General features: G+C 49.1%; 18 protein-coding genes. 5 read left to right on the top strand and 13 right to left on the bottom strand.

Going from position 1 to position 17,897, the window contains the following annotated elements:
• Nucleotides 1-1,085: 1,085 nt before the first annotated feature.
• Genes HQ48_RS08670 through HQ48_RS08650 form a run of 5 tightly spaced genes read left to right on the top strand, consistent with a single transcriptional unit; the run spans nt 1,086 to nt 6,858 of the window.
• On the top strand, nt 1,086-1,742 hold the full coding sequence (locus HQ48_RS08670) for an ABC transporter ATP-binding protein (protein WP_044233183.1): 657 nt from the start codon (nt 1,086-1,088) through the stop codon (nt 1,740-1,742).
• A 25-nt stretch (nt 1,743-1,767) separates the two neighbouring features.
• Nucleotides 1,768-3,057 (top strand): ABC transporter permease, encoded by a 1,290-nt coding sequence (locus HQ48_RS08665; protein ID WP_044190754.1) that lies wholly within the window; start codon nt 1,768-1,770, stop codon nt 3,055-3,057.
• A 22-nt stretch (nt 3,058-3,079) separates the two neighbouring features.
• Nucleotides 3,080-4,354 carry an ABC transporter permease gene (locus tag HQ48_RS08660; RefSeq protein ID WP_044233219.1) on the top strand — a complete coding sequence of 425 codons (1,275 nt, stop codon included), beginning with the start codon at nt 3,080-3,082 and terminating at the stop codon, nt 4,352-4,354.
• A gap of 27 nt (nt 4,355-4,381) precedes the next feature.
• On the top strand, nt 4,382-5,488 hold the full coding sequence (locus HQ48_RS08655) for an efflux RND transporter periplasmic adaptor subunit (RefSeq protein ID WP_044233181.1): 1,107 nt from the start codon (nt 4,382-4,384) through the stop codon (nt 5,486-5,488).
• A gap of 11 nt (nt 5,489-5,499) precedes the next feature.
• The gene (locus HQ48_RS08650) at nt 5,500-6,858 is read left to right on the top strand and encodes a TolC family protein (protein ID WP_044233176.1); all 1,359 of its coding nucleotides are present in this window, start codon (nt 5,500-5,502) and stop codon (nt 6,856-6,858) included.
• A gap of 154 nt (nt 6,859-7,012) precedes the next feature.
• Here the strand turns inward: HQ48_RS08650 and HQ48_RS08645 are convergent, their stop codons facing one another.
• From HQ48_RS08645 to HQ48_RS08585, 13 genes are all read right to left on the bottom strand, one after another.
• Nucleotides 7,013-7,276, bottom strand: coding sequence for an HU family DNA-binding protein (locus HQ48_RS08645; RefSeq protein ID WP_044190745.1), 264 nt, complete (start codon nt 7,274-7,276; stop codon nt 7,013-7,015).
• 146 nt (nt 7,277-7,422) lie between these two features.
• Nucleotides 7,423-8,004 carry an electron transport complex subunit RsxA gene (gene rsxA, locus HQ48_RS08640; protein ID WP_044190742.1) on the bottom strand — a complete coding sequence of 194 codons (582 nt, stop codon included), beginning with the start codon at nt 8,002-8,004 and terminating at the stop codon, nt 7,423-7,425.
• A 30-nt stretch (nt 8,005-8,034) separates the two neighbouring features.
• Nucleotides 8,035-8,628, bottom strand: coding sequence for an RnfABCDGE type electron transport complex subunit E (locus tag HQ48_RS08635; protein WP_044190741.1), 594 nt, complete (start codon nt 8,626-8,628; stop codon nt 8,035-8,037).
• Nucleotides 8,629-8,631: 3 nt separating this feature from the next.
• Nucleotides 8,632-9,309, bottom strand: coding sequence for an RnfABCDGE type electron transport complex subunit G (locus HQ48_RS08630; RefSeq protein WP_044233174.1), 678 nt, complete (start codon nt 9,307-9,309; stop codon nt 8,632-8,634).
• 3 nt (nt 9,310-9,312) lie between these two features.
• Nucleotides 9,313-10,290 carry an RnfABCDGE type electron transport complex subunit D gene (locus HQ48_RS08625; RefSeq protein ID WP_044233216.1) on the bottom strand — a complete coding sequence of 326 codons (978 nt, stop codon included), beginning with the start codon at nt 10,288-10,290 and terminating at the stop codon, nt 9,313-9,315.
• Between the two features lie 5 nt (nt 10,291-10,295).
• On the bottom strand, nt 10,296-11,630 hold the full coding sequence (gene rsxC / locus HQ48_RS08620; RefSeq protein ID WP_044233173.1) for an electron transport complex subunit RsxC: 1,335 nt from the start codon (nt 11,628-11,630) through the stop codon (nt 10,296-10,298).
• Between the two features lie 31 nt (nt 11,631-11,661).
• Entirely contained in the window at nt 11,662-12,633 is a 972-nt protein-coding gene (locus HQ48_RS08615) for a Fe-S cluster domain-containing protein (RefSeq protein ID WP_044233171.1), read from the bottom strand.
• 6 nt (nt 12,634-12,639) lie between these two features.
• Complete coding sequence (locus HQ48_RS08610; RefSeq protein ID WP_160225975.1) at nt 12,640-13,059, bottom strand: SoxR reducing system RseC family protein; 420 nt, start codon at nt 13,057-13,059, stop codon at nt 12,640-12,642.
• A 230-nt stretch (nt 13,060-13,289) separates the two neighbouring features.
• Complete coding sequence (locus HQ48_RS08605) at nt 13,290-14,060, bottom strand: adenosylcobinamide-GDP ribazoletransferase (protein WP_044233167.1); 771 nt, start codon at nt 14,058-14,060, stop codon at nt 13,290-13,292.
• Entirely contained in the window at nt 14,060-15,100 is a 1,041-nt protein-coding gene (cobT, locus tag HQ48_RS08600; protein WP_044233166.1) for a nicotinate-nucleotide--dimethylbenzimidazole phosphoribosyltransferase, read from the bottom strand. The genes HQ48_RS08605 and cobT overlap by 1 nt, the downstream gene beginning before the upstream one ends.
• A 26-nt stretch (nt 15,101-15,126) precedes the next feature.
• Nucleotides 15,127-15,639: a bifunctional adenosylcobinamide kinase/adenosylcobinamide-phosphate guanylyltransferase gene (locus HQ48_RS08595; protein WP_044233165.1), complete on the bottom strand. Its 513-nt coding sequence runs from the start codon at nt 15,637-15,639 to the stop codon at nt 15,127-15,129.
• 1 nt (nt 15,640) lies between these two features.
• Nucleotides 15,641-16,615 (bottom strand): porphobilinogen synthase, encoded by a 975-nt coding sequence (gene hemB, locus HQ48_RS08590; RefSeq protein ID WP_044233163.1) that lies wholly within the window; start codon nt 16,613-16,615, stop codon nt 15,641-15,643.
• 62 nt (nt 16,616-16,677) lie between these two features.
• Nucleotides 16,678-17,331, bottom strand: coding sequence for an O-methyltransferase (locus HQ48_RS08585; protein WP_044233162.1), 654 nt, complete (start codon nt 17,329-17,331; stop codon nt 16,678-16,680).
• Between the last annotated feature and the right edge of the window lie 566 nt (nt 17,332-17,897).

Here is a 17,897-nt window from a genome sequence, read left to right as displayed (position 1 = left end):
TTTATACCACAGTTTAATATAAGTGGTCAATAGATTACGAAAATACTCCGTTTAATCGCACAAAATTACAATAAAATGCCTAAGCTAGCAACGTGCTGTGTGGAGTAGCCGTATCAAAGTGACCTGAATCTTCGAACGATGATAGCAGTATAATCATTATTTTGTTTTTTCTCAGACACGAGTGGTATGAATATCCACTTATACTGATGAGGCTCCAATAATGGATAGTGGCCTCCAAATAATACGTGCATACTCGCCGATAACATGGATTGGCGAAGCGTTTTCTCTATGGTTCTTGTTGTGTTACGCCCATTCGTTCCACCCATTGCGTGGCGGCGCCACAAGCAGAATTTATCCTATTGGGATGTGGGGAAAATGGCAGGCTTTGGCAACGATCGAGATAAGGCTACTTCTGTACCCCTAGATTTATATTTTAGCTCAAATTTCAGAATGTTGATGAGAGATTGTATCTGTAGTGGGCAAAAAACGGCAGACCTCGTATTTGGCCTCTAGGAGGCTCTACACGGCGTCCGACCTCATTTTGGCACTCACGACCAGCTCCCCTCATAGACCCAGCCAAAACGAATATTTCACAAGCTGCTATATTTCAAATATATAGATCTAATCAACAATAGATTTTACATCTCCAAGGCACTCTAAGAGATATTTATTCCCATCAATCTTGTCGGATTGATGGACATACCCGAGCAAGTTACTCCACCAACTGGAACAAATTAGCCCTTCGATTTCAATACTTCGGCTCATCGCAAAGCTCAGAGATAGCGCTGTGAAAAGAAAAAAGATAACACTTATTTACAGTTTAGAAGCATAGCCAACCTCTATCAAACATGGAAGGCGCAAGGGTAGCAAGAGACTATCTCTCTTGCTATATATAGTATCGTAGAAGACCATAGATGCACACCAAATAGTACCGTCAAGCGAAGAAGTTTTGAAAAAAATCTAGGCTAAGAGTTGTCTGTTCACTAAAAAGCACTACATTTGCGGTGTAATAGATAAGTAATACACCAATAAACATAAACAGGAGATAGAAGCAGATTACTTAACATCATTATAATAACCTAGAGATGATTAAATTAAGAAACATACATAAGACCTACCCGGGAGCTCAACCGCTACATGTACTCAAAGGCATAGATCTTGAGATCGGAGCAGGAGAGCTGGTCGCCATCATGGGCGCATCGGGATCTGGCAAGAGCACCCTACTCAACATCCTCGGTATCCTAGACACCTACGACGAAGGGGAATACCTGCTCGACAGTAAGATCGTTAGGGATCTGACCGAGAACGAAGCCGCTGATATGCGCAACCACAAAATCGGCTTCATATTCCAGTCCTTCAACCTTATCCCTTTCAAGAACGCACTAGAAAACATTGCCCTACCCCTCTACTATCGGGGTGTCCCATATGCCGAGCGTATGTGTAGAGCAGCTCAGTATCTAGAGCGAGTGGGCCTCTCCAACTGGGCACACCATCTACCAAGTGAGCTATCTGGAGGTCAGAAACAACGTGTCGCCATAGCACGAGCACTCGTCACCGAGCCTGCCGTAATCTTGGCAGATGAGCCCACTGGTGCCCTCGATAGCCAGACAACAGAAGAGGTGATGCAGCTACTCAAAGAAATGAATGCCGAGGGACGAACTATGATCATCGTAACTCATGAGCAAGCCGTAGCCGACCAATGTAGCCGCACCATAAACATCAAGGACGGATTGATCTGCTAACTACTACATCAATAATCATCTAGCTATGCTGGGACGAGAACAAATACGAGAGATCGTGGCAACACTCTCGATGAATAAACTCCGAACGATACTCACAGGGCTAGCTGTAGGCTGGGGCGTACTGATCCTAGTCATCTTGCTTAGCTCTGGTACGGGTATCAGCCGAGGTATCATGAGGAATATATCTGCTCAAGGTCTTAATAACTCCGCGGTAGACATATCCTTCGGCTATCTATCTGAGCCTTATAATGGCTTACCTCGCTGGTACGAGCCCGCCTACCACATAGACGACTGCTACGAGATACAGCGACAGATGCCCCAAATACAGCTCGTAGCACCATACAACAACCGCTGGGGTATCCGAGTGTCGTATGCAGATCGAGCTGGCGAAACTTATCTATTCGGCGTCACAGAGGCCTACAGTCAGGTTAGACATCTTAAATATAAAGTTTCGTCAAGTCGATTTATCAATACAAGAGACGAACGTGAGATCCGCAAAGTCATCGTCCTCAACGACTATCTAGCTCGGAGTCTATTCAATACCGAAGAGGCTGCTCTAGGTAAGCAAGTGATGATCTCGGGTAGTGGCTACACGGTGATTGGGGTACACGAGGATAGCTATGGAGAGAATGGCAAGAGCTACATTCCTCTATCGACCATGCAGATCATGAGGTTAAGCGGTTCGGATCATCGAGCTAATCAAGTCTGGGGTATGCAGGCTCTATGCCCTAGCATAGATAGCGACGAGGCGGAAGAGGCATTCGACCAAGCATTAACGCAGATCTGTGCGGGCATGAAGGGCTTCTCCCCTAGCGACGAGCGTGCGATCCGTGTCGATTCTCAAGCCGCCATGCTCGGAACGATGAAGCAGGTCTTCTTCGGCATCGATCTATTTCTGTGGCTTATTGGGCTAAGCACCTTAATTATAGGTGTCGTTGGGGTAATCAACATCATGCAGATTGCCGTCACCGAGCGCAAGCGAGAGATTGGCATTCGCAAGGCACTAGGCGCCAAGACCAAGGATATCATCGGCATGGTCCTCACAGAGTCTGTATTCATCACCCTAATCTCTGGGCTTATGGGGCTAGTGGTCGGTGTAGGGATTATGGCACTGGTAGACTACATCATGGTGGTCAATGGATGGGGCGTCAAGGAGATTGGCTCTTTTAAGAGTTACCTATTCATCAATCCCAATATAACGGTAAGCACGGCTATCGGTGCGATCCTCGTGATGATGCTAGGTGGACTGCTTGCTGGCTATCTACCAGCCCGCAAAGCGCTTCGCATCCCTACAGTCGAGGCTATGAGGCAGTAATGAATTCACAGGAGATATGATTATGAAAAGGCTATTAGACCGCGAGACTCTACGTGAGGTGGGGCATACGCTAGGCAGAAATAAACGTCGAAGCATTGTCACATCGTTCGGGGTGTTTTGGGGCATATTTATGCTCGTTATCCTATTATCCCTGAGCAAAGGGCTGCAGAACGGCATCAAGGAGATGACCTCGTCGGTCGCTCCCAATATGCTACAGATCTATACAAGTGAAACTAGCCTCCCCTATTCGGGCTTCGGCAAAGGTCGCAGATGGGATATGAGCCCGCGAGATATAGACATTCTACGCGCTCGTGTACCCGAGATCAAGGCGATTGGGGCCTCTCTACAGGATTGGGGATCAACGATCGAGTACGAAGGCAAGAAGGATAGGCAGATTTTGGCTGGGGTAACCCCCGAGTTCTTCGACATCACACTAGTCAACCTTATCGCTGGTCGTCATCTTAGCCTACAAGATGAGCGAGAGCACCGCAAGGTGTGCATCATCGGCAAGCGTGTCGCTACAGAGAAGATGGGCATTAGTGCTACGCAGGCAGTAGGTAAATCCATACTCATAGGGGGGCACTACTACACGATCGTAGGAGTCGTATCGGCCAAGAGTGAGAACTTCAGTATGGTAGTTCCGGTCAGCCACACCGCTTTTGCTCCTCTAGGGATAGTCTCCTCGCTAAGCAATCGACCCGAAGAGGTAGACTTGCTCTACGTTACGACACATCACCCCGAGCATAGTAAGCAAGCCAGTGAAAAGATTAAAGACCTTATCAGGGCAGAGCATCACATCGCCCCAACCGACGAGACGGCCGTGCGCATATTCGACACCAATGAGATCTTCGCTACTTTCGATGGCATCAATATCGCACTAGGGATACTCGTCTGGATTGTCGGGATTGGCACTCTGCTCACTGGTATCATTGGTGTGAGCAATATCCTGCTCGTCACGGTGCGCGAGCGGACACAGGAGATTGGCGTGCGCCGAGCGCTCGGGGCAAGGCCTAGAGATATTCTTCGCCAGCTCATGCTCGAGTCGAGCCTGCTCACCACACTATCGGGGCTACTCGGTCTAGTACTGGGCGTGGGCGTTATGTCGCTCGTCGTCATGGCGACCAGTTCCTTAGGCGAGGGATCCTCCGATGGGCTAAGGTTGGTTAATCCGATTATCAGCATAAGTACAGCTCTATTGGCAGTACTCATCATAGTTGCCTCTGGATTGGTGGCAGGTCTATTACCAGCAATCAAGGCGATAGAAGTCAAGGCCATCGAGGCAATCAGAGAAGAATAAAGGAAACAATTATAAAAACACTCAATTATGAAGAAGTTTATCAAATGGCTACTCGGGGCTATCTTCGCCCTAGCAGTGATTATCACGTTCGTCTACCTATGGCGCAGGGGGCAGGGCGATCCGCTCAGCTATCAGATCGAGACAGCCCGAGCGGGCGATACCATTCGTCGGCATCTAGTTCTCACTGGTAGTATTGTACCCAGAGATGAGGTCGCCATCAAACCTCAGATAGCAGGCATCATCTCCGAGATACTAGTCAATCCCGGTGACGAGGTTGCCACTGGCGACATCATAGCTCGTATCGCTGTAGTCCCAGAGATGATGCAGAGCAACAATGCAGAGGCTCAATTCGCTCAGACACGTGTAGAGCACGAGCGCATCAAGGCTGTTCATCAGCGCAACCAAGGTCTCTACGACCAAGGCCTGATCTCGGTAGAAGAGTACGAGAAGAGCAAGGCCGACTACGAAACAAGCAAGCTACAGCTCGCCTCGACAGAGGACGCTCTGCTTATCATACGCAAGGGCGTGAGTGCACGGAGTAGTAAAGAGAGTACAACCCTAGTGCGTGCGACTCGCTCGGGTAAGGTACTGAGCGTCCCCGTCAAGGTAGGTAGCTCCGTGATACAGGCCAACAACTTCAACGAAGGGACTACAATCGCCACAATCGCCAACATGAGCGATCTTATTTTCCTTGGCAATGCTGACGAAACAGAAGTAGGCAAGCTGGCGCTAGGACAGAGCATGGAGATCAGCCTAGGCGCCCTACCAAACCAAAAGTTCGAGGCAGAGGTGGAGTATATCTCGCCTCAAGGCAAGGCTAGCCAAGCGGCGACACTATTCGAGGTCAAGGGAGCAATGAAAAATCTGAACTCAGAGCTTATCGCTCTTTTCCGCTCGGGATACAGCGCCAATGCTAAGATCACAACCTCTAGGGCAGACAACGTCATCACCATACCAGAGTCTTGTCTTAGCTACCGAGGAGACTCGACCTTCGTACAGATTGTAACACAAGAAAATCCACTCCAGACCGAGGAGCGATTCGTCGAGATAGGCCTATCCGACGGGCAGAAAGCCGAGGTCAAGCAAGGCATCAAGGTGGGGGAACGTGTTCGTGGCAATCAGATTATTCAGTAAAACAACTCCTTATGAATAGATCAATCATCATCTATATCCTTAGTCTAGGCCTAGTAGGCTCTCCTCTAGCCCTAGCACAAGAGGTAAACACAGATGCACAGCCAGTCAAGGCGCTTACCCTAGAGGACTGCATCCGTCTAGCCAAGATGCGCAACCTTGAGCTCAAGGCACGTGAGCTATCTATCGGCAGGGCTCGAGTACAGCTAGAGGCCAAACGTAGCGACTTCCTTCCAAGCCTATCGGCGAATGCAGGTCAGGGCTTTAGCTTCGGCCGATCTCAAGATAAAACCGGAGTCTATGTAGACCGTTCGTCTGCTACTACGTCAGTATCTGTTTCGGGCAGCCTATCACTCTTCTCGGGCTTCCAGAGGTTACATGATCTCAAGGCTGCACAGCTAGATGTGGCAGGAGCGACAGCCGAATTGCAAAAGGCCAAAGAGGACTTAGCGCTTCAGGTCACGCAGCTCTACTACTCATGGCTTTTCGCCAGAGAAGTGGCTCGCTCCACGGCAGAGCAATGCGAGCGCACAAAGCAAGTGCGTGATTACACTAGAGGAATGGTAACCTCTGGTCGCTGGTCGAGGGACAAACTCTCGGAAGCAGAAGCGCAACTAGCCACCGAGGAGCTACGCCATCTGGAGGCACTCAATAGCCTAGATCTAGCCAAGCTAGACCTAACTCAGGCTATTGATAGCCCAACTGATGTAGAGATACAAGGTGTAGAACTAACCCAACAGTCTTTGAGTCTGGGGCATGCCATAGCCTCGGCAGATCAGATCTACGATAGTGCTCTAGAAATACGACCCGAGTTGCAAATCGCTAAGAATGCAATAGGCTCAGCCAAGCACAACATCTTATCAGCCCGTAGTGGTTACTACCCCTCCCTATCTCTCAGTACTGGATATAGCAATAATTACTACTATCAATATGGTGCATTCGCTGCTCTCAATCCCTCTCTAGCCGACCAGTGGGATCACAATGGCAGAAGCTATATAGGCCTCAACCTAAGTATCCCTATCTTCGATGCCTTCAGGACGCGTAGCCGCATCAGAATGGCCAAAATCAACTATACGGAGCGCACCCTACAGCTAGAGCAAGCCAAGAAAAAGCTATACAAAGAGATTGCTCAAGCTAGAGCCAGTGTACTAGCAACAGAGCGTAAAATCTCGGTAAGCGAAGCCTCTCTACTTGCCTCGGCAGAGGCATTGCAGCTTGTAGAGGCTAAGCTAATGGCTGGTAAGGCAACGATGAATGAATACTCCGAAGCCAAAACGAGGCATCTACTGGCAGAGATAGAGGCACTCAAATCTAAGTACGACTTTGTGTTGCGCTCACGAGTGCTAGAGTTCTACACCACGATCAGTGGCTAGACGCTTAGGAGGCTAGACACAAAAACAACTTAGGGAGTGATGCAGTATAGCATCACTCCCTAAGTTGTTTCTGTACTCTTTTACCAGAATAGCCCAATATGCCTAAGACTTATCGAGGCTAACGTTCACCACTAGTAGATGTTTCTCAATAGGACTAGATCTCTAGAGCTGAACCCGGTTTGAACTTTACAGCCTTACGAGCTGGGATGTTGATCTTTTCCTTGGTCTTTGGGTTAATACCTGTGCGTGCTGGCTTGTCATTTACAGAGAAAGTACCAAAACCTAGTAGGGCTACCTTGTCGCCCTTCTTGAGCTGTTCTGCCACTACATCAGCGAAAGCATTCACAGCTTTCTGGGCATCAACCTTAGTTAGCCCAGCCTTCTCTGCCACACGAGCGATAAACTCTGTCTTATTCATAACGGACTTTGAAATTTATTGTTAAATACTAAAAAGTGTTCCGCAACAAACCGCATAAACTCCTGCGGTATCTTTGCTTCAAAATTACAATAAATATTTCGATTATATACAACTAGTTATTTTTTTGCTTGCGTTGAATCAAGGGCTTACAAGCGTACCAATCCACTGAACCCCATAAAGGCCATCGCCAAAATGCCCGCAGAGATTAAAGCAATCGGTATGCCACGCATTGCACGTGGTAGGATTGTCCTATCTAGTTGCTCACGAATACCCGCAAAAACTACCATAGCAAGGGTAAAACCGATAGCCGTAGAAATCGCATAGACAACGCTCTCAAGTAAGTTGAAATCCTTTTGGATTACTAGGATCGCTACCCCAAGCACACAGCAGTTAGTGGTAATCAAAGGGAGGAATACCCCTAGAGCCTGATAGAGGGCAGGAGAAGTTTTCTTCAAAATAATCTCTACCATCTGTACTAGAGCTGCAATCACAAGGATAAACGAAATAGTCTGCATGAAGGCAATACCGAAAGGCTCTAGGACAAACTTCTGTAAAAGAAAGGTTACGATGGTTGCAATAGCCAGAACGAATGCGACAGCTGCCCCCATTCCTACCGACGTATCTACCTTTTTGGACACGCCAAGGAAAGGACAGATGCCCAAAAACTGCGACAGCACAACGTTATTAACGAAGACAGCCGCTATGAAAATGATGATATAATGTGCCATAATCTTATAGTCTATTGAAGCGATGGATCATTAGGATGCTTTCTTCTCTTTGAGCGTATTCATCAGTGCAATCAAGTAGCCTAGCACGATGAAAGCTCCGGGAGCAAGGATAAACAGAAGCGCCCCAAAACTCTCGGAGAATAGCTCCATGCCAAAGAACTTGCCCGTGCCCAAAAACTCACGCACTGCCCCTAGAAGTGTCAGCGAAAGTGTAAAACCTAAGCCAATACCGACTCCGTCAAGAGCCGAATGACCCAAAGTATTCTTGGAGGCTACAGCCTCTGCACGTCCTAGCACAACGCAGTTTACCACAATCAAAGGAATGAACAAGCCAAGACTAGCATAGAGATCGGGTAGATAAGCCTGCATAACCATCTGTACGACGGTCACGAAGCCCGCAATCACTACGATGTAGCCGGGGATGCGCACCATATCTGGGATGAGATGCTTGATGAGTGAGATCACACTGTTGGAGCAAATCAATACGAAAGTCGTCGCAAGCCCCATGGCAAGTCCATTGGACGCAGAGCTTGTGGTCGCCAGTGTCGGACACATACCAAGCAACAAGACGAAGACGGGGTTTTCTTTGACAATGCCGTTCTTAATGATATCTAGTGGTTTCATAAGCTATTCTGTTACTTCTTTGTTGGTTGCCTGTACTGGCTGATCGGCACGGGCTGTTGCACTACTTACACTATCCGCAGTTTGCCCCTTGACTTGAAGATATGCATTGTATCCACGATTAACCGCATCAAGGAAGGCACGGCTACTGATTGTAGCGGCAGTGATCGCATCAACTTCTCCTCCGTCTTTGGTTACCTTCAGAGGAGTTTTATCAGACATATTCAGGCCACGCATATCTTGTATGTGTCCTTTACTGCTAGGCGTATGGTACCACTCTGGAATCTTAGTCCCAAGACCCGGCGTTTCGCTCAGCTCCAAGACCGAGAAGTCTACCAAGACGCCTGCTGTGTCTAGCCCCATCATCAGAGAAATGCGACCATTAAACCCATTATTGGTATAGGTTTCGATAGCATAACCTACGCTGGTTTCTCCCTTACGTGCAGGGTAAATCATAAGCGGATCCTTGTCGCCCTCTAGAAGCATTGAGAAGCGATCCTCGTACGGATTATTGTCAAACTCTGGAGTTACTTGCTTGATTGCATCAACCTTGGCACGTACTTTAGCCTCTGCGATAGGTGCTTTGGTAACGTCGTTGAGCAGGGCCAATACCCCTGATACTACAAGGCAGATTCCCACGAGGGATAGCACCATATTGGGCAATGTAGATGATAGCTTCTTCATGGCTTATTTCCCTCCAAAATGTTTAGGTTTCACATACATATTAATCAGCGGAGTAAAGGCGTTCATGATAAGGATAGCGAAGCTCATACCCTCGGGATAGGCTCCGAAGAGACGAATAGCCACAGTCAGAATCCCTATCAGACAGCCATAGATAAGCTGACCTCGTTTGCTCATTGGGCTAGTAACATAGTCAGTAGCCATGAAGACCGCACCAAGAAGCATACCTCCCGTAAGCAAATGGAACCAAGGTGCAGGATAAATATCTGGGTTGGTTAGATACATCAGTCCGCCAAGAGTAAAAGCCGAAACTAGTATAGATACTGGGATATGCCACGTGATAACGCGCTTGTAGAGCAGGTATGCCAGCCCTAATAGCAGGGCCAAAGCACTAACCTCCCCAAGTGATCCGCCGTGTACCCCCAAGAGCATATCTATCGATGAGGGAAGTTGATCCCAAGATGCTCCCAGAGCTGAGTTGATCACGCCTTTCATGATACCAAGAGGCGTAGCACCAGTCGTAGCATCTGTGTAGCTCGTCAGCTGCCCTGCCTCTGGCCAAATGGTCATTTGTGCAGGATAAGCAATCAGCAAGAAGACACGCCCAACCAAAGCAGGATTGAAAATATTGCCTCCCAAACCTCCGAAGCTCATCTTGCCTACACCAATCGCCACGAGAGCGCCTATGGCGATGATCCACACGGGGAGATTGCTTGGGAGATTCATCCCCAAAAGGATACCCGTGAGTGCCGCTGAGCCGTCCGTGATAGTCACCTCGGACTTCATGATATACTTAACGATTAGCCACTCAGCTAAGACGCATACGCCTACGGCTACCGATAGGACTACTAACGCACCTAAACCAAACTGAGCGATCGACACCAAGCACGCTGGGATAAGTGCCAGCAGTACGGCATACATATTGCGCTCTACCGTATCCCCACTGTGAATGTGAGGCGAAGGAGATATAATTAACTTTTCCATAAACATTAGACTTTACGTGAGCGAATAATCCCCATGACTTGCTGCTTGCCGATGCGGATATAGTCGAGCAATGGGCGGCTAGATGGACAAGTAAAGCTACAAGAACCACACTCGATGCAGTCTACGATGTAGCCTTTTTCGGCATCGTCCCAAGCCTTATACTGCACATCACGCATTAGGAACGCTGGGTTAAGTCCCATGGGACATACATTAACGCACTTGGCACAGCGAATACAGTTGCGCATAGGCTTACGTACGCTCTCCTCTCTAGGCAAAATGAGTACTCCAGACGTTCCCTTCGTCACAGGTACATCAGCCCCCAAAAGGGCTTTACCCATCATGGGGCCACCGCCGATGATCTTACCAGTATCTTCTGGCAGACCTCCTGCTGCCTCTATCAGCACGGAGAGAGGCGTGCCGACACGGGCGAGGAAGTTGGAGGGGTTGCTAAGTTTCTTACCCGTTACTGTGACGACACGCTCCACTAGAGGCTTATTCTTCTGTACAGCTTCGTAGACTGCGAAGACCGTACCGACATTCTGTACCACAGCCCCTGCGGAGATAGGTAGTGCACCGCTCTTGATTTGCTTGCCGAGGACTGCATCGATGAGCTGCTTCTCTCCCCCTTGCGGATATTGCACCTTCAGAGGCATCACTTCTACGCCCGAGTAGGCAGAGGCAATATTACTCATGTGTGCGATGGCTTTGGGCTTATTATTCTCGATACCAATAACGCATCGCCCAACGCCTAGGGCTTTCATTAAGATAGACACACCGACGAGAATCTCCTCTCCATGCTCCATCATCAGGATATCATCGCTCGTGAGGTATGGCTCGCACTCTACAGCATTGATGATGAGTACCTCGGCTGTCTGCCCCGGAGGTGGAGATAACTTAACGTGTGTGGGGAATGTAGCACCACCAAGGCCAACGATCCCCGAGACTAGTATTTTGTCGATGATAGCACGTGGCTCGAGATCACAGCCCCTAACGATATCCGCAGAGCGGTCAATCCCCTCCTCCCACGTATCTTCGCCATCTACCGCAATAAATATGGCAGGCCGCTTGTAGCCACTAGCATCGAAGACAGAGTCTATTTTGGTCACTTTCCCCGACACAGAGGAGTGGATATTGGCAGAAATAAAGCCTCCACTCTTGGCAATCACTGTGCCGACCTTAACGATATCGCCTTTCTGGACTGTAGCTACAGCAGGAGCTCCGATATGTTGCCCCAACGGAATAATCACCTCCTTGGGTAAGGCTACGGGCTGAATAGGTTTACCGGCTGATAGTTTGTTTTCGGGGGGATGAATACCTCCCAGACTAAATGTCCTTAGCATATTGGTCAATTATTCTGGTGTTTTGATTAGACTAATTGGATTGAGGTGCAGAAACTTGCGAGGGAGCACTCTGCTCCGACTCAACCTTGGGCATAGGCGCAGGCTCTACCTTAGGTGTACCTACGGTAGCCGTTGGCTGAGCCTCGGCGGTAGGTTTACTTGTGGCTTCTACCTTGGGCTCTGCTGGAGCCTCCTTCTTGGGAGGGAAGCCTAGTTCGTGGATCGCATTCGTAGGGCAGACACTGACGCACTTGCGGCACAGACGGCACTTTGTATGGTCGATGTAGCTAAGATTATCTGCCATAGTGATGGCCTCGAACTTACATTCTTTGAAGCACTTCGAGCAGCCGATGCAAGCACTCTTACAGGCTTTCATTGCAGTACCACCCTTATCTTTATTGACGCAGCTCACGAAGATGCGTCTGCCCTTAGGCCCTTTCTTGCGTAGCTCTATGATACTCTTGGGGCAAGCCGTGACACAAGCTCCACAAGCAACACAAGCGTCCTCTACGACCTCTGGCAGCAGGGTGTCTGTATTCATATGTATGGCATCGAATGCACACGCTGCCACACAGTCCCCATGTCCAAGACAACCGAAGCTACAGTCTGTGTCGCCCTTGTACAGAGCCGAGGCAATGCGGCAGCTGGTTGCGCCATCATATAGGTTAGTACGTGGTCGAGCCTCACAGTTTCCGTTGCATCGCACGACTGCAATAAGCGGATCGCTCTTGGCGCTCTCAAGCCCCAAAATACCCGAAATTTTGTCCATCACGGGAGATCCACCCACTGGGCAATACAAACCCTCCAGACTATCGCCTTTGACGCAAGCCGAGGCAAAAGCCGAGCAACCAGGGAAGCCACAACCCCCACAGTTGGCCTGCGGTAGCACCTCATTGACCTCTCCAATACGTGGATCCTCTTTAACCTCAAACTTTTTGGATACGAAAAATAGCAATAGGGCACCGATACCCCCCAATAGTGCTAGTACAATAATGGTAATCATAGTTCCTTATGATGCTTGATCTAGTTTGCGGATATTAAATTTAATGATGCGCCTAAGCCTACGGTCTAGAAGCTTGAGCCCCACGTAGTACACTCCTAGTAGAGCGAATGATAGTAGGATAGCCGAGAGCTCTCCTAGCTTCATCACCTGCAACCCCAATACCAAAGAAATCACAAGAATAAGGATAGGTAAGATGAAAGAAAGGAAGACAGCTAAGCGACCAAAACGATCTTCGCCCTCGACAAACACGACATCCCCGACCTTAAAGTCGGTAGCAGATGTCTGTACACGAACATAACGCTCGGCACAGTCTGTCGAACAGCAGAAATCCTTAGCATGACAGCCAGCGCAGGCACTGAGCTGCTGAATCCGAACTGTTACTTGGTTTTGGTTAATATCACAAACAGTCCCTTCGCGTCTCTGCACACTTACCATAAATTATCATTGTAGGGGAGCTGGAGTTATCAGCTCATCATTACAAATCTCTCTGAGACAGTCTCAAAGCATCAAAAGCATCTAGCGATCTCTACCTATAAGACTATCCGTCACTCCGCAAATGTAGGTATAATCTATTAAATCTATATCAAGAAACTCCATATTTTTAGGTATATAAAGTTCCTTATTAAGCGACCTATTATATTGCGCTACGCTTTTGTTTAGCCATAAATGCGGATTACAGAGACTATTGAGAGCAAGCACGTCAGCTCGGTCAGCAGGAAGATAGCCCCGCAACAATCACCTGTATAGCCCCCTATACGCCTACGGATATAGCCCATCAGAGCCACCCCTACTAGCAGGGGGAGAATAAATGCGGTGAGCATATAAGGCGATAGAAGAAGAGCAGGCAGGCCGATAGCCAAGACTACAGACAGCACTAGTGGGATTAGCCTACTTGGTTTGTAGACCACCCCCGTTTTGCTCGTTTCACTCGTGCGGGCGTATGGTAGGAACTGTACCTGAAGACTTGATACAAATTTGGCAAAGACATCCGATGAAAGTAAAACCACTGGAATAATATGAACGGGGAGTGATAGGCAAACCGAAACAAATAATAAGTAGTACAGCACATAACCTATGACGGCATAGCTCCCCACGTGGCTATCTTTCATGATGCTGAGGATTTGCTCTCTGCTACGCCCTCCGCCGAAGCCATCGAAAAAGTCCCCTAGCCCATCTTCGTGAAATGCCCCCGTGAGTATCAGCCGAGCCGCCATAGCCAGTAGTAGAGCAATCAGGGAAGAGTAGATATACGAGCTAGCGAGGAAGACTCCTGCCATTACTCCGCCAGTGATAAGCCCAATGACGGGCCACCAGTCTATCGTATGCTCATAGTCCTCCTTAGTTAGACTAGCCAAACGCCATGCTGGTAGGCGCGTAAACATCGACGAGGCAGCCAAGAAGGAACGCCAGAGACTTGCCAAAGTCATTAGTCGAAGTATTTGGTTACGTTCGCCCTCTCGAATGACGCCATCTCACTGAGCATAAGCGCTGCAGACTGCACTATGGGATAAGCACAGATAGCTCCACTCCCCTCTCCCAAACGCATATCTAGATGTAGTAGAGGCATAGCCCCTAGGTGGCTAAGTAGACGAGCATGCCCTGCCTCATCTCCCTGATGCCCATAGACAGCGTAAGCTAGTACCTCGGGATATAGCCTGGAAGCTGCAAGCAAACAAGCGGTCATGATGAATCCGTCGATAAGAAGCACCATGCCAAGCTCTGCAGCACGAAGCATGCCTCCAACAGCCATAACCATCTCGTAGCCTCCGAAGTAGCGAATAATGTCCTCGGCTCGTCCATCGCCAGAGTAGTTGGCGATCGCTCGGCTCAAGATATCATACTTGTGCCGTACACCGACATCATCGAGTCCGCTACCTCGACCGACACACTGCTCTAGAGGGATACCAGCAAGCAAGCTCATCCATACTGCCGATGCCGCCGTATTGGTAATACCCATCTCGCCGAAACTGATAACATTGCACCCCAGAGCATGAACCCGATCGACCATCTCCGCCCCTACCTCTAGTGCTATATCCAGTTCCTCCCAAGTCATGGCCGCCTCGTAGAGATAGCTACGAGTCCCCCACCCGATCTTTCGGTCAATGAGGTCGGGGCGTGGAGCGAACTCATGATCGACTCCAGAGTCTACGATTAGGAGCTTGACTCCATGTTGCCTAGAGAGGTAACATACCCCTGCCCCCCCCGAGAGCATATTATACACGACCTGCCACGTCACATCTTTGGGGCTCTGACTGATGCCCTCCTCTACGATGCCATGGTCGGCACAGAATATAATATTGTATGGGTTACAAAGCTTAGGAGTAAGGCTACGCTGTATCATACCGAGCTGTAAAGCGAGCTTCTCGAGCTTACCGAGAGAGCCTTTGGGCTTACCAAGATTGTTTATTTTACTCTCAAGGCGTGGGCGATAGCTCTCGTCTAGAGGTTTGATAGAGAAGTGTATCATAGTACTTTGTAGTGTAGATATTATACTTATTTCACCTGCAGAGGAATACCACTGACCATGAGCGTTACCCGATCAGCTCGCTCGGCAATATACTGATTGAACCAACCCTGCAGGGAGGTAAAGCGCCTCTGTGTCGCATCGGGCGAGACACCTCCCATACCGATTTCGTTAGTTACGATAATCAGATTAAGGTCGTGCTGCTCCAGCAGAGCGTCAAACTCCTGCTTGAGAGCGGTCAGTGCATCGTCTACAAGCGCGTCTAGATCAAAGAAGAAGTTAGTCGCCCAAAGCGTAACGCAGTCCAGAAGCACCGTCCGACCCGAAAGGTCGTGCCGAGAGGGGTATTTTTCCTCCTCTATGTTCTCCCAGCATGCGCAACGCCTCTGTTGGTGCAGATCAACCCTTTGGCGAAACTCCTCGTCCCAGATACGAGCCGTAGCCAAGTAGACGGGGTGATCGCTTGCCTCGAGGGCTAAACGCTCGGCGTATGTACTCTTGCCCGATCGTTCGCCTCCGGTAATCAGATGTACCCTTGTCATACTACTTCTCTCTAAGAAGGCGAGCCGCATGGGCTGCGAAGTAGGTCATGATGATCTTAGCGCCAGCTCGGCGAATTGAGAGTAGAGACTCCATAACGATGCGATCCTCATCGATCCAGCCATTGGCAGCAGCGGCCTTAATCATGGCGTACTCTCCGCTGACCTGATAAGCCGCTATCGGTAGGTCGTAACGCATAGAAGCCTCTTTGATGACATCAAGATAGGGCAAGGCAGGCTTAACCATCACGATATCCGCACCCTCCTCTATATCGGACTCTATCTCGCGAAGAGCTTCGCGTCCATTGGCTGGATCCATCTGATAAGCCCTGCGGTCGCCGAAGCTAGGGGCTGAGTCGGCTGCGTCTCTAAATGGGCCGTAGAAAGCCGAGCTGAACTTAGCCGCATACGACATGATAGGCAGTGAGCTAAAGCCAGCTTCGTCCAAGGCTCGACGCATGGCGATGATGCGCCCGTCCATCATATCGCTAGGGGCTACCATATCTACCCCAGCCTCTGCAAACGATACAGCTTGGCGAGATAGGTAAACAAGCGTTTCGTCATTGACCACCTCACACTCGTGTATGATGCCACAGTGCCCGTGATCGGTGTACTCGCACATACAGATATCTGCGATGACGATAAGCTCGGGGAGCTCACGCTTGATAGCACGAATGGCCTGCTGCACGATTCCCTGCTCGCTGTAGGCCTCACTGCCCGTAGCATCTTTATGTTCAGGAATACCAAATAGCATTACGCCTGCCACATCAAGCTCCGCCAGTGTACGGCACTCCTCAAGCAAACAATCAACCGACAGTCGATACTGCCCCGGCATCGAACCAATCTCTTCTCTAATACCTGTACCGTGTACAACGAACAAGGGAGCAATGAAATCTCTAGGGCTAAGTGATGTTTCACGCACCAGACTGCGAAGGCTCTCGGTGCGACGCAGACGGCGTAGTCTAGTTAGAGGATACATAATTCTATTCTACATTATTATCGTAATACTTATTTATTCTTATAATCAAGTTGGGTAGGCGATCATTTGACTCGTATCAATGTTAATCCGTCCCTTAGGGGGAGGATAAGATTTTCCACCCGTTCGTCGGCCTGCACCATTGCATTAAACTCTAGGATGCACTGAGTTTGCACATCCGAGGGCTTAGGTTCTAGAGCCACTTTGCCGTCCCAGAGGGTATTGTCCGCTAGAATGACGGCACCAGAATGTAAATGATCGATGATCAATTTGTAATAATCGGGGTACTGTCGCTTATTGGCATCGATATAGACTAGGTCGAAGTCGTTCTGACGCATCAACTCTGGCAGTAGCTTCATGGCATCTCCAATGTGTAGCTTGATCTTATGACCATACTCCGCTCGATTGATGTAGTGGCGAATGAAATCCTCCATCTCATCGTCGCTCTCTAACGTATGTACTCGCCCATCTTCTGGCAGTGCCTCGGCCAAGCAGTGGGCAGCATAGCCCGTATAAGTCCCTAGCTCCAATACTAACTTGGCTCGACACATCTGGGCAATCATCTTGAGTAAATTACCCTGCAAGTGTCCCGAAAGCATTCGAGGGCGGATAAGCCGCACATGTGCAGCACGGTAAATCTCCGCACGAAGAGGACTCTCGGGCGACGAGTGCTCTAGAATATACTGCTCTAGTGGATCTTCTCCTATGATTACTGCCATTAATTTATTCTATTATCTAGCTCTATAGTACCAACTCAGTTGTTTCACTCTGACAAATGTACTGCTAAATTGTAGATACGGACTAGAATCTACTAGGGAAGCAGGGCAACCGCATCAAATGAGACTATTGCGCAATGCGCCGCACAAAGTTTCTTGTATCTTTCTTGGTGTTTTTTGCGTGTTTGAGCGGCTTTGGGAGCCTTGAATACTATCCCCCTATCCCCCTCCCTGAGGGAAATTTCCCTCAGGGAGGGGGATAGGGGGATAGTATTCAGAGACCGTTGCACGGCATTTTGCCTGTTTTCGGTTAGAAACGTTGTATATATCTCTGATTATTACTATCTTTAATATGTAATTAACTGTATCGNCCGAACCAGCTCCGAGCTTCCTACAAGTATATACTCAGGTTCGTCGCGACCGGATGAAGCACTCCTTTCTCCGCCAAATCAATGCTTGCGTTGATTGGAAGAGGTATCCGCACCCTGCTGAACAAGAAGTACACCAAGACACAGAATGCCGTAGGTAACCCTGCCTACGATGCCTTGCTGATGTTCAAGATCCTTTTG

This window comes from Porphyromonas sp. COT-290 OH3588 (genome assembly GCF_000769075.1).
GTDB lineage: Bacteria > Bacteroidota > Bacteroidia > Bacteroidales > Porphyromonadaceae > Porphyromonas.
The sequence above is the reverse complement of the archived record's forward strand: the minus strand, read 5'-3'. Positions and strand labels throughout refer to the sequence as shown.

Bases quoted from the DNA above. Each gene is read 5' to 3' on its own strand.
- HQ48_RS08670 (WP_044233183.1), top strand. From the start codon at position 1,086: ATGATTAAATTAAGAAACATACATAAGACCTACCCGGGAGCTCAACCG.
- HQ48_RS08625 (WP_044233216.1), bottom strand. From the start codon at position 10,290: ATGGAAAAGTTAATTATATCTCCTTCGCCTCACATTCACAGTGGGGAT.
- rsxA (WP_044190742.1), bottom strand. From the start codon at position 8,004: ATGGCACATTATATCATCATTTTCATAGCGGCTGTCTTCGTTAATAAC.
- HQ48_RS08615 (WP_044233171.1), bottom strand. From the start codon at position 12,633: ATGATTACCATTATTGTACTAGCACTATTGGGGGGTATCGGTGCCCTA.
- cobT (WP_044233166.1), bottom strand. From the start codon at position 15,100: ATGATACACTTCTCTATCAAACCTCTAGACGAGAGCTATCGCCCACGC.
- HQ48_RS08650 (WP_044233176.1), top strand. From the start codon at position 5,500: ATGAATAGATCAATCATCATCTATATCCTTAGTCTAGGCCTAGTAGGC.
- HQ48_RS08665 (WP_044190754.1), top strand. From the start codon at position 1,768: ATGCTGGGACGAGAACAAATACGAGAGATCGTGGCAACACTCTCGATG.
- HQ48_RS08605 (WP_044233167.1), bottom strand. From the start codon at position 14,060: ATGACTTTGGCAAGTCTCTGGCGTTCCTTCTTGGCTGCCTCGTCGATG.
- HQ48_RS08660 (WP_044233219.1), top strand. From the start codon at position 3,080: ATGAAAAGGCTATTAGACCGCGAGACTCTACGTGAGGTGGGGCATACG.
- HQ48_RS08655 (WP_044233181.1), top strand. From the start codon at position 4,382: ATGAAGAAGTTTATCAAATGGCTACTCGGGGCTATCTTCGCCCTAGCA.
- HQ48_RS08585 (WP_044233162.1), bottom strand. From the start codon at position 17,331: ATGGCAGTAATCATAGGAGAAGATCCACTAGAGCAGTATATTCTAGAG.
- hemB (WP_044233163.1), bottom strand. From the start codon at position 16,615: ATGTATCCTCTAACTAGACTACGCCGTCTGCGTCGCACCGAGAGCCTT.
- HQ48_RS08595 (WP_044233165.1), bottom strand. From the start codon at position 15,639: ATGACAAGGGTACATCTGATTACCGGAGGCGAACGATCGGGCAAGAGT.
- HQ48_RS08635 (WP_044190741.1), bottom strand. From the start codon at position 8,628: ATGAAACCACTAGATATCATTAAGAACGGCATTGTCAAAGAAAACCCC.
- rsxC (WP_044233173.1), bottom strand. From the start codon at position 11,630: ATGCTAAGGACATTTAGTCTGGGAGGTATTCATCCCCCCGAAAACAAA.
- HQ48_RS08645 (WP_044190745.1), bottom strand. From the start codon at position 7,276: ATGAATAAGACAGAGTTTATCGCTCGTGTGGCAGAGAAGGCTGGGCTA.
- HQ48_RS08630 (WP_044233174.1), bottom strand. From the start codon at position 9,309: ATGAAGAAGCTATCATCTACATTGCCCAATATGGTGCTATCCCTCGTG.